Source organism: Escherichia marmotae (assembly GCF_002900365.1).
GTDB lineage: Bacteria > Pseudomonadota > Gammaproteobacteria > Enterobacterales > Enterobacteriaceae > Escherichia > Escherichia marmotae.
Window position 1 is genome coordinate 3,783,233 of sequence record NZ_CP025979.1, and the last position, 15,956, is coordinate 3,799,188.

At 49.0% G+C, this 15,956-nt stretch carries 10 protein-coding genes and 2 pseudogenes; 8 read left to right on the forward strand and 4 right to left on the reverse strand.

Going from position 1 to position 15,956, the window contains the following annotated elements; translation table 11 throughout:
- Positions 1 to 109: 109 nt before the first annotated feature.
- From C1192_RS19375 to C1192_RS19400, 5 genes are all read left to right on the forward strand, one after another.
- A complete protein-coding gene (locus tag C1192_RS19375; RefSeq protein ID WP_038355161.1) occupies positions 110 to 1,741 on the forward strand; it encodes a sensor histidine kinase in 1,632 nt (543 codons plus the stop codon).
- The gene (dcuR, locus tag C1192_RS19380; RefSeq protein ID WP_038355162.1) at positions 1,738 to 2,457 is read left to right on the forward strand and encodes a two-component system response regulator DcuR; all 720 of its coding nucleotides are present in this window, start codon (positions 1,738 to 1,740) and stop codon (positions 2,455 to 2,457) included. The genes C1192_RS19375 and dcuR overlap by 4 nt, the downstream gene beginning before the upstream one ends.
- Before the next feature lie 569 nt (positions 2,458 to 3,026).
- Complete coding sequence (gene dcuB / locus C1192_RS19390) at positions 3,027 to 4,367, forward strand: anaerobic C4-dicarboxylate transporter DcuB (protein WP_038355163.1); 1,341 nt, start codon at positions 3,027 to 3,029, stop codon at positions 4,365 to 4,367.
- A 77-nt stretch (positions 4,368 to 4,444) separates the two neighbouring features.
- Positions 4,445 to 6,091, forward strand: coding sequence for a class I fumarate hydratase (fumB, locus tag C1192_RS19395; RefSeq protein WP_038355164.1), 1,647 nt, complete (start codon positions 4,445 to 4,447; stop codon positions 6,089 to 6,091).
- 122 nt (positions 6,092 to 6,213) lie between these two features.
- Positions 6,214 to 6,843 carry a DUF2238 domain-containing protein gene (locus tag C1192_RS19400; protein WP_001517602.1) on the forward strand — a complete coding sequence of 210 codons (630 nt, stop codon included), beginning with the start codon at positions 6,214 to 6,216 and terminating at the stop codon, positions 6,841 to 6,843.
- Between the two features lie 154 nt (positions 6,844 to 6,997).
- Here the strand turns inward: C1192_RS19400 and melB are convergent.
- The 4 genes and pseudogenes from melB to melA form a co-directional block, all read right to left on the reverse strand.
- Positions 6,998 to 8,173 (reverse strand): annotated as a pseudogene (gene melB, locus C1192_RS19405) (melibiose:sodium transporter MelB); the annotation flags it as partial.
- A gap of 35 nt (positions 8,174 to 8,208) precedes the next feature.
- Positions 8,209 to 9,417 (reverse strand): IS256-like element IS1414 family transposase, encoded by a 1,209-nt coding sequence (locus C1192_RS19410; protein ID WP_103194764.1) that lies wholly within the window; start codon positions 9,415 to 9,417, stop codon positions 8,209 to 8,211.
- A 73-nt stretch (positions 9,418 to 9,490) separates the two neighbouring features.
- Positions 9,491 to 9,742 (reverse strand): annotated as a pseudogene (locus C1192_RS19415) (MFS transporter); the annotation flags it as partial.
- Positions 9,743 to 9,846: 104 nt separating this feature from the next.
- Entirely contained in the window at positions 9,847 to 11,190 is a 1,344-nt protein-coding gene (melA, locus tag C1192_RS19420) for an alpha-galactosidase (RefSeq protein WP_052463000.1), read from the reverse strand.
- A gap of 270 nt (positions 11,191 to 11,460) precedes the next feature.
- Here melA and melR point away from each other — a divergent pair, with 270 nt between their 5' ends.
- The 3 genes from melR (at position 11,461) to C1192_RS19435 (ending at position 15,930) form a co-directional block, all read left to right on the forward strand.
- Entirely contained in the window at positions 11,461 to 12,369 is a 909-nt protein-coding gene (gene melR, locus C1192_RS19425) for a transcriptional regulator MelR (RefSeq protein WP_038354689.1), read from the forward strand.
- Positions 12,370 to 12,566: 197 nt separating this feature from the next.
- Complete coding sequence (adiA, locus tag C1192_RS19430) at positions 12,567 to 14,834, forward strand: arginine decarboxylase (protein ID WP_077784527.1); 2,268 nt, start codon at positions 12,567 to 12,569, stop codon at positions 14,832 to 14,834.
- Between the two features lie 334 nt (positions 14,835 to 15,168).
- A complete protein-coding gene (locus C1192_RS19435) occupies positions 15,169 to 15,930 on the forward strand; it encodes an AraC family transcriptional regulator (protein WP_001217088.1) in 762 nt (253 codons plus the stop codon).
- Positions 15,931 to 15,956: the final 26 nt, after the last annotated feature.

Genomic DNA, 15,956 nt, shown 5'->3' on the forward strand with positions numbered 1-15,956 from the left:
GTTTCAATGACCAGCTCCTCTGCTCCAAATAGCCAATCCCCCTTACTCCCTTTGAATTACCCGCATCATCAGGGATAATGCTTAGGAAATTTGTCATACAAGGAAGCTGATGAGACATTCACTGCCCTGCCGCATGTTACGCAAACGTCCGATGAAACTCAGTACCACGGTGATCTTAATGGTCAGCGCAGTGCTGTTCTCGGTGTTGCTGGTAGTGCATCTGATTTACTTCTCGCAGATCAGCGATATGACGCGTGACGGACTAGCCAACAAGGCGCTGGCTGTGGCGCGAACCCTTGCTGACTCGCCGGAAATCCGCCAGGGCTTACAAAAAACACCGCAGGAGAGCGGTATCCAGGCCATCGCTGAAGATGTACGCAAACGGAACGATCTGCTGTTTATTGTCATTACCGATATGCAAAGTCTTCGCTACTCACACCCTGAAGCCCCGCGAATTGGTCAGCCATTTAAAGGTGATGACATCCTTAAAGCTTTGAACGGCGAGGAAAATGTTGCTATTAATCACGGTTTTCTGGCGCAAGCCTTACGCGTATTTACCCCTGTCTACGACGAAAATCATAAACAGATCGGCGTGGTGGCGATTGGTCTGGAGTTAAGCCGTGTAACACAGCAGATCAATGACAGCCGCTGGAGCATTATCTGGTCAATTTTATTCGGTGTGCTGGTTGGCGGTCTGGGCACCTGGATACTGGTCAAAGTACTTAAGCGCATCCTGTTCGGCCTGGAACCCTACGAAATCTCGACTCTGTTTGAGCAACGCCAGGCAATGCTGCAATCGATCAAGGAAGGCGTCGTTGCCGTGGACGCTCGTGGCGAAGTCACACTAATTAATGATGCCGCGCAAGAACTGCTCAACTACCACAAATCGCAGGATGACGAAAAGTTATCGACACTTAGTCAGGCATGGTCGCAGGTAGTTGATGTCTCGGAAGTGTTACGCGACGGCACGCCGCGACGAGATGAAGAGGTGACCGTTAAAGACAGACTCTTACTGATCAACACCGTTCCGGTGCGCAGTAATGGCATTATCATCGGAGCCATCTCTACCTTCAGAGACAAAACAGAAGTTCGTAAGCTGATGCAACGGTTGGACGGTCTGGTCAACTATGCCGATGCCCTTCGTGAACGATCCCACGAATTTATGAACAAATTGCACGTGATTCTCGGATTATTGCATCTGAAGAGTTATAAGCAGTTGGAAGATTACATTCTCAAAACAGCCAACAACTATCAGGAAGAGATTGGCTCTCTGCTGGGTAAGATCAAATCTCCGGTTATCGCTGGTTTTTTAATCAGCAAGATTAACCGTGCGACCGATTTAGGCCATACGCTGATTTTAAACAGTGAAAGCCAGTTGCCAGACAGTGGTAGTGAAGATCAGGTCGCGACGCTAATTACCACGCTGGGAAACCTGATAGAAAACGCGCTGGAGGCATTAGGGCCGCAACCTGGTGGCGAAATCAGCGTCACGTTACACTACCGTCACGGCTTGCTGCACTGTGAAATTAACGATGATGGGCCGGGGATTCCCCCCGATAAAATCGATCACATTTTTGACAAAGGTGTCTCGACAAAAGGAAGCGAACGAGGCATCGGTCTGGCACTTGTCAAACAACAGGTTGAAAATCTCGGCGGCAGCATTGCCGTGGAATCAGAACCCGGAATTTTCACACAATTTTTTGTCCAATTACCCTGGGATGGGGAGAGGTCGAGCAAATGATTAATGTATTAATTATCGATGGCGACGCAATGGTAGCGGAACTAAATCGCCGCTATGTCGCACAGATACCGGGCTTTCAGTGCTGCGGCACCGCCTCTACGCTTGAGAAAGCCAAAGAGATTATCTTCAACAGCGACACCTCCATCGACCTGATATTACTCGATATCTATATGCAAAAAGAGAATGGACTCGATTTACTGCCCGCCCTGCACAACGCTCACTGCAAAAGCGATGTGATTGTCATCTCTTCTGCTGCCGATGCCGCAACTATTAAAGATTCACTACATTACGGCGTCGTTGATTACCTGATCAAACCCTTCCAGGCATCACGTTTTGAAGAGGCACTCACCGGCTGGCGACAAAAGAAAATGGCGCTGGAGAAGCAGCAGTATTACGACCAGGCGGAACTGGACCAGCTAATTCATGGCAGTTCATCCAACGAACAGGATACGCGTCGTCTGCCGAAAGGCTTAACGCCACAGACTTTACGCACGCTGTGCCAGTGGATTGACGCTCATCAGGACTATGAGTTTTCAACCGACGAGTTGGCCAACGAGGTTAACATCTCACGCGTTTCGTGCCGTAAATATTTGATCTGGCTGGTGAATTGCCACATCTTAGTTACCAGCATCCATTATGGTGTCACTGGTCGTCCGGTTTATCGTTACCGTATTCAGGCAGAGCATTACTCATTACTGAAGCAATATTGTCAATAAAGCGTTATTCGTTATCTGGAAGTAACAATTATTGTAGTAACGCAAACCAGCACTGGCACAAGTTACATCCCCTATCAGTAAAACTTGTGCCAGATCAAATATAATTTCCCTTCTTCAGTCCAGCAAATTAATATCCTTTCGGATAAATAGAGTTTTTAATTTCAAAACGCTAACAAAAGTTAATTAACTATTATGTTACCTGCATTATGTGTATTTTTACCCACAAATAGGTAGATCAGAATAATCTATAAACTTAATGACATCTTCCTGTAGAACAAAAACAGACTGATAAATATCAACAAGATAGCAAACAAACAAGTCATTAACATCTGCAAAACATAAACGATAACCCCATCGCCAGAGAGTATTTCTCTCTGAAAAAGTCACTTATCACAGTGCATAAATTTTCTGCTGTTTTAATCAGCCAATATTTACTGTGAAGTATTTACTCAAGCCAGTAACGACCAAACGGATATTTAGTCAGGCTCTGAAAACAGTTCATCCAAAACAGAACGTGACTGTGATCTATTCGACAAGAATTTAAATGGGATTATCGCGAGGGTTCACACATGTTATTTACTATCCAACTTATCATAATACTGATATGTCTGTTTTATGGTGCCAGAAAGGGCGGTATCGCGCTGGGGTTATTAGGCGGTATCGGCCTGGTCATTCTGGTCTTCGTCTTCCACCTTCAGCCGGGTAAACCCCCCGTTGATGTAATGCTGGTCATCATCGCGGTGGTGGCGGCATCTGCGACCTTGCAAGCCTCTGGCGGCCTTGACGTCATGCTGCAAATTGCCGAAAAACTGCTGCGCCGCAACCCGAAATATGTCTCCATTGTCGCGCCGTTTGTCACCTGTATACTGACCATTCTTTGCGGTACTGGCCACGTGGTCTACACCATTCTACCGATCATCTATGACGTCGCCATTAAGAACAACATTCGCCCGGAACGCCCGATGGCGGCGAGTTCTATCGGCGCGCAAATGGGAATTATCGCCAGTCCGGTGTCCGTTGCGGTAGTATCACTCGTCGCAATGCTGGGTAACGTCACCTTTGACGGTCGTCATCTTGAATTCCTTGACCTGCTCGCTATCACCATCCCATCTACCTTGTTAGGAATCCTGGCGATCGGTATCTTCAGTTGGTTCCGCGGTAAAGATCTGGATAAAGACGAAGAATTCCAGAAATTCATCTCTGTACCGGAAAACCGTGAGTATGTTTACGGTGATACCGCTACGCTGCTGGATAAAAAACTGCCGAAAAGCAACTGGCTGGCAATGTGGATCTTCCTCGGGGCAATCGCCGTGGTCGCGCTTCTCGGTGCTGATTCAGACCTGCGTCCATCTTTTGGTGGCAAACCGCTATCAATGGTACTGGTTATTCAGATGTTTATGCTGCTGACCGGGGCGCTGATTATTATCCTGACCAAAACCAATCCCGCGTCTATCTCAAAAAACGAAGTCTTCCGTTCCGGTATGATCGCCATCGTGGCGGTGTACGGTATCGCGTGGATGGCGGAAACCATGTTCGGTGCGCATATGTCTGAAATTCAGGGCGTACTGGGCGAAATGGTGAAAGAGTATCCGTGGGCTTATGCCATTGTTCTGTTGCTGGTCTCCAAGTTTGTGAACTCCCAGGCCGCAGCGCTGGCAGCCATTGTTCCGGTTGCACTGGCGATCGGCGTTGACCCGGCATACATCGTGACTTCAGCACCGGCTTGCTACGGTTATTACATCCTGCCGACCTATCCTAGCGACCTGGCAGCGATTCAGTTTGACCGTTCCGGAACCACCCACATCGGTCGCTTCGTCATCAACCACAGCTTCATTCTGCCAGGGTTGATTGGCGTGAGCGTATCCTGCGTCTTTGGCTGGATCTTCGCCGCGATGTACGGGTTCTTGTAATTGCACTATGCGTGCTGCCCGTCGCTGTGCGGCACGCCATTTTCGTATAACAAATACAGAGTTACAGGCTGGAAGCTATGTCAAACAAACCATTTATCTACCAGGCATCTTTCCCGATGGGGAAAGACAATACCGAATATTATCTGCTCACCTCCGATTACGTCAGCGTTGCCGAATTTGACGGTGAAACTATTCTGAAAGTGGAACCAGAAGCCCTGACCCTGCTGGCACAGCAAGCCTTCCACGACGCATCTTTCATGCTCCGTCCGGCCCACCAGAAACAGGTTGCGTCTATTCTTCACGACCCAGAAGCCAGCGAAAACGATAAGTATGTGGCGCTGCAATTCTTGAGAAACTCTGAAATCGCTGCCAAAGGCGTGCTGCCGACCTGCCAGGATACCGGCACCGCGATCATTGTCGGTAAAAAAGGTCAGCGCGTATGGACCGGCGGCGGTGATGAAGAAGCCCTGTCAAAAGGTGTCTATAACACCTATATCGAAGATAACCTGCGCTATTCACAGAACGCGCCGCTGGATATGTACAAAGAGGTTAACACCGGCACTAACCTGCCTGCGCAAATCGACCTGTACGCGGTAGATGGCGACGAGTACAAATTCCTCTGCGTTGCCAAAGGTGGCGGCTCTGCCAACAAAACGTATCTCTACCAGGAAACGAAAGCCCTGCTAACCCCCGGCAAACTGAAAAACTTCCTCGTTGAGAAAATGCGCACCCTCGGCACCGCAGCCTGCCCGCCGTACCATATCGCATTTGTGATTGGTGGAACTTCCGCTGAAACCAACCTGAAAACCGTTAAGTTAGCAAGTGCTCACTATTACGATGAACTGCCGACGGAAGGGAACGAACACGGTCAGGCATTCCGCGATGTCCAGCTTGAACAGGAACTACTGGAAGAGGCCCAGAAGCTCGGCCTCGGCGCGCAGTTTGGCGGTAAATACTTCGCCCACGACATCCGCGTGATCCGTCTGCCGCGTCACGGCGCATCCTGCCCGGTAGGTATGGGCGTCTCCTGCTCCGCTGACCGTAACATCAAAGCAAAAATCAACCGCGAAGGTATCTGGATAGAAAAACTGGAGCACAACCCAGGCCAGTACATTCCGGAAGAGCTACGTCAGGCAGGTGAAGGCGAAGCGGTGAAAGTCGACCTTAACCGTCCGATGAAAGAGATCCTCGCCCAGCTTTCGCAGTATCCGGTTTCCACCCGTTTGTCGCTCACCGGCACGATTATCGTTGGTCGCGATATTGCGCACGCTAAGCTGAAAGAACTGATCGATGCAGGTAAAGAACTGCCGCAGTACATCAAAGATCACCCGATCTACTACGCAGGTCCGGCCAAAACGCCTGCTGGTTATCCTTCCGGTTCACTTGGCCCAACTACCGCAGGACGTATGGACTCCTATGTGGATCTGCTGCAATCCCACGGCGGCAGCATGATCATGCTGGCGAAAGGTAACCGCAGTCAGCAGGTCACCGACGCTTGTCATAAACACGGCGGCTTCTACCTCGGCAGCATTGGCGGCCCGGCGGCAGTGCTGGCACAGCAGAGCATTAAGCATCTGGAATGTGTTGCCTATCCGGAGCTGGGTATGGAAGCTATCTGGAAAATCGAAGTGGAAGATTTCCCGGCGTTTATCCTGGTCGATGACAAGGGCAACGACTTCTTCCAGCAGATCGTCAATCAACAGTGCGCGAACTGCACTAAGTAACCTCTTCGGCCCGGCGCCTGGCGGTATACTGCCAGGTGATCCCCCCGGGCCACCTCTTTTGCGATTGTAATTTCACGCTTACTGGTGAATAGTCAGTATTTTCCCTGACTTGCGAACTCACCATGCTCCGCACACTCAAGCCGTTAATTCTTAACACTGGCGCGTTGGCGCTAACATTCATCCTGATTTACACCGGCATTTCGGCTCATGACAAACTGACCTGGTTGATGGAAGTGACGCCAGTGATTATTGTCGTACCGTTGCTGCTTGCCACCGCCAGACGTTATCCATTAACGCCCTTGCTCTATACGCTGATTTTCTTTCACGCCATCATCCTGATGGTTGGCGGTCAGTATACCTACGCAAAAGTTCCCATCGGTTTTGAAGTGCAGGAATGGCTGGGGCTGAGTCGTAATCCGTATGACAAGCTGGGGCACTTTTTTCAGGGGCTGGTGCCTGCACTGGTGGCGCGAGAGATCCTTGTGCGTGGGATGTACGTGCGCGGACGTAAAATGGTAGCGTTTCTGGTCTGCTGCGTGGCGCTGGCGATAAGCGCAATGTATGAATTGGTTGAGTGGTGGGCAGCGTTGGCGATGGGCCAGGGCGCGGATGATTTTCTCGGCACCCAGGGCGACCAGTGGGATACGCAATCCGATATGTTCTGTGCGCTGCTGGGCGCATTAACCGCGGTGATATTCCTCGCTCGCTTTCACTGCCACCAGTTACGGCGTTATGGCTTGATAACCGGATGACAACCTGCGTTTTGTTTATGCCGGATGCGGCGTAAACGCCTTATTCTGCCTACAAAATGTGCAAATTCAATCAATTGAATTTCTTATTGTAGGCCTGATAAGACGCGCCAGCGTCGCATCAGGCAATGTTTTCATTCGCTATTGCCAACGTCCGTCAGGCTTTCACATCGCTCACTGCACCGACCGGAATATCAGCATGAACAGGTACGGAGGGCACTTTACGATATTTATCCAGCAGATGGATCTGGATCCTGCGCAGCGTGTCGCCATTGAGGCGATAGAAACGGAAGTAGAGAATCAGCGTGACCATGAAGAACAGAGCAGGTAGAGCAATCATAATAAACTGCATACCTAATATGGCTTGCGTAGACTGTTCAACATTCGGGACATAGCCAATCATCCCCAACACAACTGCAATGAAAAAAGCCGCAAATGCCGAACCGCCCTTCACCACCATCGTCTGCACGGAATAAGCAATGCTCTCACAGCGGATGTGCAATTTATATTCACCGTAGTCAACGGTATCTGCCACCATGATGACCTGTAATACCCAGAACAGCGCCGTCCCCACATTCAGCAAAATACCGGCTATCACAATAAGAGCGACGTTGTGATAGCCCACTAATGCCATCAACAGAAGAACACCACAGCTTAATACCGGAAGAATAGAGGCTCCGGCCCATAAAATACGTCGGGATAATGATTTAACTAAACGCGGGAAGAACACTAACGTCACCAGGTTAGCTGCTCCCACATACGACAGGTAATAGGGAAACAGATCCGCATCACCGATAACATACGAGAAATAATAGATAGCAAAGCCGGTGATAATGTTGCTGGCAATATTATAAGCAAGAGCCATTCCCAACAGGCAGGAAAGCTGATCGTTTTTATAAATAAGCGCAATGATGGCTTTTAGTGTCAGGTGTTTTTCTCCGACAGACGATTGATTATCTGACGAAAAGACTTCATGCACATTACGCAGAGTGATGATGGTCGACACAATAAAAAACGCAATCAGCACCAGTGTGAACATCTGAAAGCCAAATCCCCGATCGCCGCCGCCGACATAATTAACAAATGGCAGCGTCACGCCTGCCGTAACAAAACCCGCCAGACTGGCAAAAAAGCGCGGATAAGGAACCAGTTGTTCTCGCTCACGTTTATCGAGGGTTATGGTTGGAACCAGTGACCAGAAGGGAATATCCATTATGGTGTAAGTCATGCCCCAAAGAATGTAGGTCACGCAAACAAAGACAATCTGAGTAGTACCTTCAAACAGATGCGCGCTAAAGAGAAGAAATAAGATTACAGAGTTAGCCAACGTACCGGAGCCTGTTTAAGATTCTGTGTAAATGCCTTTTCTCAGAAGTGACCGTCCAGGCGGTCACCGAACTCGATAATAAAGCGGCTCATTGCCATTCGCCAGTCCTTCAACGGCATCGTCCATTTCTGGGACGCAGACTGGATTGCCAGCCACACCACTTTTTTCACCGAGTCGTCTGTCGGGAACACTTTACGCTTTTTGAGCGCATGGCGGATCACGCTGTTTAGCGACTCGATGGCATTCGTCGTATAGATCACTTTGCGGATGTCCGTTGGATAAGCGAAGAACGTGGCAAGATTCGGCCAGTTAGCCTGCCAGCTTCGGCTTATCTGAGGATAGCGACAGTCCCAGGCCGCAGCGAACGCTTCCAGTGCCTGCTGGCCTGCCTCTTCCGTGGGAGCCTGATAAATCGCTTTCAGGTCGCGAGTGACGGCTTTGTAGTCCTTCCATGACACGAAGCGCAGGCTGTTGCGCACCATATGCACGATGCATAACTGGATGCGGGCCTTCGGATATACTGTGTTGATGGCATCCGGGAAGCCTTTCAGGCCATCCACACAGGCGATGAGGATATCGTTCAGACCGCGGTTTTTCAGTTCAGTCAGCACATTGAGCCAGAACTTCGCCCCTTCATTTTCGGCCAGCCACATACCCAGCAGTTCTTTCTGACCTTCGATATTGATGCCCAGTGCCAGGAACACCGATTTGTTGATGACGCGACTGTCCTGCCGAACTTTCAGGACGATACAGTCAAGATAAACAATGGGGTAAACAGCATCCAGTGGTCGGTTTTGCCATTCTACAACCTGCTCCATCACGGCATCGGTAACCTTTGATATCAGTGCCGGTGAAACATCTGCGTCATACAGTTCTTTGAACGCAGCAGCTATCTCACGGGTGGTCATCCCTTTGGCATACAACGAGAGGATCTGGTTATCCATCCCGGTAATACGGGTCTGATTTTTCTTTACCAGTTGTGGTTCGAAGGTACCGTCACGATCGCGCGGAGTACGCAGTTCCAGTGGACCGTCGCCTGTGATAACGGTCTTTGTGGAAAAACCGTTGCGGGAGTTAGCTCCTGGTCTGGACTGATTTTTCTCATACCCAGGATGGTGTGTCATCTCTGCATTGAGAGCGGCTTCAACGCTGAGCTTTTTCAGCAGCCGATCAAACTGACTGAGGTCTTCAGGGGTTTTGAGGTTTTTGGCCAGTTCGTTAGCCAGAGCCTGTAACTGTTTTTCGTCCATAAATTAACCTTCATTTGATGCTGGATTGAACATATCAAAATCAGGCAATTACACAAATCTATGTACAGGCTCACGTACCGATCAGGATCCAGGGCTTAAACTTACCCCATCGCGATCGCGTAGCATTTACAATCCACCCCATAATCGGATCGTTAATAGCATCCCAGATCCTCGCCACCAGAAACAAAGTACCAATCAAACCAACCGACAGCCCGACAACATCGGTGTAGTAATACATCAGGTACATATACACAATGCCGATCGCAAAATCCTTCCCGAACGCTCCAAATCCATAACTGAGTTTTGTCGTCATTGAAATGCTCATAGAGTATCGGGTCGCTGTTACCAACGCCCGCCTTCTGTTATTGGTATCGTCAGAGGTGTGCGCCGGAAGACATACCCCGGCGCAGTAGCGTATTAGCGGTGCAACTAGCCGGGTAGCCAGTTGCCGTGGGCGGTAATCAGGTCGTCAACAAGAGCATAAATTTCGTCAATGCTCAGCACAGCGGCGGTGTGCGGATCCATCATCGCGGCGTGGTAAACACGGTCACGATTTTCCGTGAGAATCGCTTCCGTCAGCAGCGTTTGTACGTTGATATTGGTTTGCATCAGTGCTGCCAGATGCGAAGGTAGCGTACCGACTTTAGTCGGCTGAATGCCATTAGCATCAACCAGACAGGCGACTTCCACGCAACATCCTTGCGGCAGGTTATCAATCAGGCCATCGTTACGAACGTTGCCATAAATCACACTCGGTTCACCGGTCCAGATAGCGTTCATGATTGTGCTGGCATATTCCCGCGACGGTTTAATATCAATCCGGGACGCATTCTTATACTCCTCCAGCTCTTTATGCCAGTTCGCCAGTTGCTCAACGCAGCGTTTCGGGTACTCATCCAGCGGCACTTTATAACGTTCAATCAAATCCTCACGGCCTGGCTTAATAAACCACGGCGTATATTCAGCAAAGTGTTCTGATGATTCCGTGACGAAGTAGCCCAGCTTTTTGAACATTTCATAGCGCACAATATTCTGGCAGCGGGGATTACCATGAATATTCGGCTTCGGTGCCTGGCCCGCATCATAGGCTGCCAGCAGTTCCGGATAGAGACTCACGTAACTGCCGTCTGCGGTTTTGCGCTCCAGCTCCAGGTAGAACGCCATATGGTTGATACCTGCACAACGATAACGCAGTGTAGCGGGATCGATATTGAGATCGCGCGCCAGTTCTTCCGCCGTTCCCTGCACCGAATGGCACAACCCTACCTGTTTGATATGCGGATAGCGGGCATACATTGCCCAGGTATTCATCGCCATCGGGTTAACGTAGTTCAGCATGGTGGCGTCGGGGCACACTTCCGTCATGTCCTCACAAATCTGCCACAGATGCGGAATGGTACGCAGCGCGCGCATAATGCCGCCCGGCCCCAACGTGTCGGCAATAGTTTGTTCCAGACCGTGACGCTTACAAACCTCAAAATCGGTGACCGTACAGGGTTCATAACCGCCAATCTGAAATGCCACCACCACGAAATCAGCATCCTGTAAGGCTTCTTTCTGTTGGGTATGACAGGTAATTTTGCCGCTGGCTCCTGCTGAATCCATCAGCTTACGCACCACAATGTGCGACTCTTCCAGGCGGGTGGGATCGATATCTATCAGGGCAATATGCGCCGTTTTCAGCGCCTCGCGATGAAACACATCACCAAGAATATTTTTAACGAAAATCGTCGAACCAGCGCCGATAAAAGTAATTTTGGGTGCAGACATCATTCAGGTCTCCTGGCTTGCTTGAATGATTTCATCATGGCAGGCGATTTCGCAGAAAACCTCCGGCTTCCCCGTTGAGCATTCCCAAAAACTCAGATCCTGGGTTGCTTAGCAGTAAATCTGAGTTTTCGGGAATAAATTGCCTAAAAAACAGAGTAATTAGCCCTTATAAAACCCTGTCCATTCCTCTCTCTTTACGTTTTGTGTCGTCATTCGCAGTCACCCCTGCCAACTTCTGCCATGATTCTGATAATCCAGGAAAGAGGGCTATCGATGAATACAGACACATTTATGTGCAGCAGTGATGAAAAGCAGACCCGCAGCCCGCTGTCGCTATACTCGGAATATCAGCGGATGGAAATTGAATTTCGCGCGCCGCATGTCATAACCTCCAGCCACTGGCATGGTCAGGTTGAGGTAAATGTGCCTTTCGATGGCGATGTGGAATACCTGATCAACAATGAACACGTAAGTATCAATCAAGGCCATATCACGCTGTTCTGGGCCTGTACGCCGCACCAGCTAACCGATACCGGAACCTGCAAGAGCATGGCAATTTTTAATCTGCCAATGCATTTGTTTCTCTCCTGGCCACTGGATAAAGACCTTATAAACCATGTGACTCACGGCATGGTGATTAAATCACTGGTGGCACAGCAACTTAGTCCGTTTGAAGTACGCCGCTGGCAGCAGGAGTTGAACAACCCAAACGAGCAAATCCGCCAGCTCGCCATTGATGAAATTGGCCTGATGCTCAAGCGATTTAGCCTCTCCGGCTGGGAGCCTATTCTGGTCAATAAAACTTCACGTACGCACAAAAATAGCGTCTCGCGCCATGCGCAGTTTTATGTCAGCCAGATGCTGGGCTTTATTGCGGATAACTATGATCAGGCGCTGACCATCAACGATGTGGCCGAGCACGTCAAACTTAATGCCAATTATGCAATGGGGATATTTCAGCGGGTCATGCAGTTGACGATGAAACAGTACATTACTGCGATGCGCATCAACCACGTTCGCGCATTACTGAGCGATACCGATAAAAGTATTCTCGATATTGCACTGACGGCAGGCTTTCGTTCGAGTAGTCGTTTTTACAGCACGTTCGGCAAATATGTCGGCATGTCGCCGCAACAATACCGAAAACTTAGCCAACAACGCCGCCAGATGCTTCCCGGCTAAAAACGATATCAGTATCAGCCAAAAAAATAATTTAGCTGTCGATAATAAACATTGAAAATCAATTAAAAAATTAATTTAAACTTTTGTTTATAATATAAAATTTTTAAAAACGCTTGTTTTTCAATCACTTTACAGCCTGAAATGCCCGGAAGATACTTGCCCGCAGCGAAGATTCCTTCACAACCGGGTAAGCAATGATGAAAGTATTAATTGTTGAAAGCGAGTTTCTACATCAGGACACCTGGGTCGGTAGCGCCGTTGAGCGTCTGGCAAATGCCTTGAGCCAACAAAATGTTACCGTGATTAAATCCACCTCCTTTGATGATGGCTTTGCCATTCTCTCTTCAAATGAAGCCATTGATTGTCTGATGTTCAGTTATCAAATGGAGCATCCGGACGAACACCAAAATGTCAGAGAATTGATCGGTAAGCTTCATGAGCGTCAGCAAAATGTGCCGGTATTCCTGTTAGGCGACCGGGAAAAATCAATCGCCGCGCTGGATCGCGATCTGCTGGAGCTTGTCGATGAATTCGCCTGGATTCTGGAAGATACCGCTGACTTTATCGCCGGACGCGCCATCGCAGCGATGTCCCGCTACCGCCAACAGCTATTGCCGCCACTGTTCAGCGCGCTGATGAAATATAGCGACATCCATGAGTACTCCTGGGCCGCGCCAGGTCACCAGGGCGGTGTTGGCTTCACTAAAACCCCCGCCGGACGTTTCTACCATGACTACTATGGTGAAAACCTGTTCCGCACCGACATGGGCATCGAACGAACTTCCCTCGGTTCTTTACTTGACCATACTGGCGCATTTGGCGAAAGCGAAAAATATGCCGCGCGCGTATTTGGTGCCGACCACTCCTGGTCAGTCATCGTCGGCACTTCAGGGTCTAACCGCACCATCATGCAAGCCTGCATGACAGATAACGACGTGGTTGTTGTTGACCGTAACTGCCACAAATCCATCGAACAAGGTTTAATGCTGACTGGCGCGAAACCGGTATACATGGTGCCAAGCCGCAACCGCTACGGCATTATCGGGCCAATCTATCCGCAGGAAATGCAGCCTGAAACCTTGCAGAAGAAAATCAGCGAAAGCCCGCTGACCAAAGACAAAGTCGGGCAAAAACCCTCTTACTGCGTGGTAACCAACTGCACCTATGACGGCGTATGCTATAACGCCAAAGACGCGCAGGATCTGCTGGAAAAAACCGCCGATCGTCTGCACTTCGACGAAGCCTGGTACGGTTACGCACGTTTTAATCCGATCTATGCCGATCACTACGCGATGCGCGGTGAGCCGGGTGATCACAGCGGTCCTACCGTTTTCGCCACTCACTCCACTCATAAACTGCTGAATGCACTGTCGCAGGCGTCTTATATTCATGTACGTGAAGGACGCGGCGCGATTAACTTCTCCCGCTTCAATCAGGCATACATGATGCATGCCACCACTTCCCCGTTATATGCCATCTGCGCGTCAAACGATGTGGCTGTATCAATGATGGACGGCAACAGCGGCCTGTCGCTGACTCAGGAAGTGATCGACGAAGCGGTCGATTTCCGCCAGGCAATGGCACGGTTGTATAAAGAGTTTGCTGACGAAGGTAGTTGGTTCTTTAAGCCGTGGAATAAAGAAGTGGTTACCGATCCGGAAACCGGCAAAACCTATGACTTTGCCGACGCACCGCACAAACTGCTGACCACCGTTCAGGACTGCTGGGTAATGCATCCGGGCGAAAGCTGGCACGGCTTCAAAGATATTCCGGATAACTGGAGTATGCTTGACCCGATTAAAGTCAGCATCCTCGCTCCGGGGATGGGTGAAGACGGTGAACTGGAAGAAACCGGTGTTCCGGCGGCACTGGTTACCGCATGGCTGGGTCGCCACGGCATTGTGCCCACCCGTACCACCGACTTCCAGATTATGTTCCTGTTCTCAATGGGCGTAACCCGTGGGAAATGGGGAACGCTGGCTAACACCCTCTGTTCCTTCAAACGCCACTACGACGCTAACACCCCGCTGGCTCAGGTAATGCCGGAACTTGTTGAACAATATCCTGACACTTATGCGAACATGGGTATTCACGATCTGGGCGACAAAATGTTTGCCTGGCTGAAAGAAAACAATCCTGGCGCACGATTGAACGAAGCCTATTCCGGCCTGCCGGTGGCAGAAATCACTCCGCGCGAAGCATACAACGCAATTGTCGATAACAACGTTGAACTGGTATCCATTGAAAACCTGCCGGGACGTATTGCGGCGAACTCAGTCATCCCATATCCGCCCGGGATCCCAATGCTGCTTTCCGGTGAAAACTTTGGCGATAAAAACAGCCCACAAGTAAGCTATTTACGCTCACTGCAATCCTGGGATCATCATTTCCCTGGTTTTGAACACGAAACGGAAGGCACCGAAATTATTGACGGTATTTACCACGTAATGTGTGTGAAAGCGTAACCACTATTCCGCTGAAGGCGTAATTGTTTAAATAACATTACGCCGCCTGGCCTGAGGCCTTTTGAGTATGGCAACGTTTTCATAAAAATTGCTGCAAACAAAAATGTCATACTTTTTGCGCGGTCCCACCCCGCGCTTTTTTTGTTTGTTATTTACACTTCTTCACTCTGTAAAAATTTTTGTACATGAGAAATTACTATAAAAATTTGTAATATTAGCAAAACACGTTATTTTTATGCATGTTTTGATTCGTCATACAATTATATAACCAGTCCCCGGTATCTCTCTATGTTGGCGAGATCCACTATTTTCTTTGCATTTCAGGAGTACATGTATGAGGATTTGCAGCAACCAACCTTGTATAGTTTTATTAACTGAAAAAGATGTCTGGCTAAGAGTGAATGGGAAAGAACCTATAAGTTTGAAAGCTAACCATATAACGTTATTAAGTTGTGAAAACAATATTATCGACGTCTCCTCTCTGAATAACACTTTGGTTGCGTATATTAGCCTCGACATCATCAAAGATTATCTCCGCTTTCTGAATAAAGATCTCTCGAAAATACCGGTCTGGCAGCGTAGCGCCACGCCTTTTATTTCCCTGTCATGCCTGACACCAGAGGTGTTTCGCGTCGCAGCGCAACACAGCATAATGCCCGCTGAAACAGAGTCGGAAAAGGAACGAACACGTGCATTATTATTCACTGTACTATCTCGTTTTCTCGACAGTAAAAAATTCCTTTCACTGCTAATGCATATGTTACGTAATTGTGTTAGCGACAGCGTTTATCAAATCATTGAAAGCGATATCCATAAAGACTGGAATCTTAGTATGGTAGCCAGTTGTTTATGCCTTAGCCCAAGTTTGTTAAAGAAAAAGCTGAAAAGCGAAAACACCAGTTATAGCCAAATAATAACCACCTGCCGGATGCGTTATGCCGTAAATGAATTAATGATGGATGGTAAAAATATCTCACAGGTGTCACAGTCCTGTGGCTACAACAGTACGTCTTACTTTATTTCTGTATTTAAAGATTTCTATGGCATGACCCCACTCCATTATGTTAGCCAGCATAGAGAACGTTCTATCGCCTGATTTATAACCTTAACGAAGAGATATAT

Excerpts from the sequence above, each read along its gene's own strand:
- melA (WP_052463000.1), bottom strand. The coding sequence starts at position 11,190 with ATGATGTCTGCACCCAAAATTACTTTTATCGGCGCTGGTTCGACGATT.
- dcuB (WP_038355163.1), top strand. The coding sequence starts at position 3,027 with ATGTTATTTACTATCCAACTTATCATAATACTGATATGTCTGTTTTAT.
- C1192_RS19375 (WP_038355161.1), top strand. The coding sequence starts at position 110 with ATGAGACATTCACTGCCCTGCCGCATGTTACGCAAACGTCCGATGAAA.
- C1192_RS19400 (WP_001517602.1), top strand. The coding sequence starts at position 6,214 with ATGCTCCGCACACTCAAGCCGTTAATTCTTAACACTGGCGCGTTGGCG.
- C1192_RS19435 (WP_001217088.1), top strand. The coding sequence starts at position 15,169 with ATGAGGATTTGCAGCAACCAACCTTGTATAGTTTTATTAACTGAAAAA.
- dcuR (WP_038355162.1), top strand. The coding sequence starts at position 1,738 with ATGATTAATGTATTAATTATCGATGGCGACGCAATGGTAGCGGAACTA.
- melR (WP_038354689.1), top strand. The coding sequence starts at position 11,461 with ATGAATACAGACACATTTATGTGCAGCAGTGATGAAAAGCAGACCCGC.
- C1192_RS19410 (WP_103194764.1), bottom strand. The coding sequence starts at position 9,417 with ATGGACGAAAAACAGTTACAGGCTCTGGCTAACGAACTGGCCAAAAAC.
- adiA (WP_077784527.1), top strand. The coding sequence starts at position 12,567 with ATGAAAGTATTAATTGTTGAAAGCGAGTTTCTACATCAGGACACCTGG.
- fumB (WP_038355164.1), top strand. The coding sequence starts at position 4,445 with ATGTCAAACAAACCATTTATCTACCAGGCATCTTTCCCGATGGGGAAA.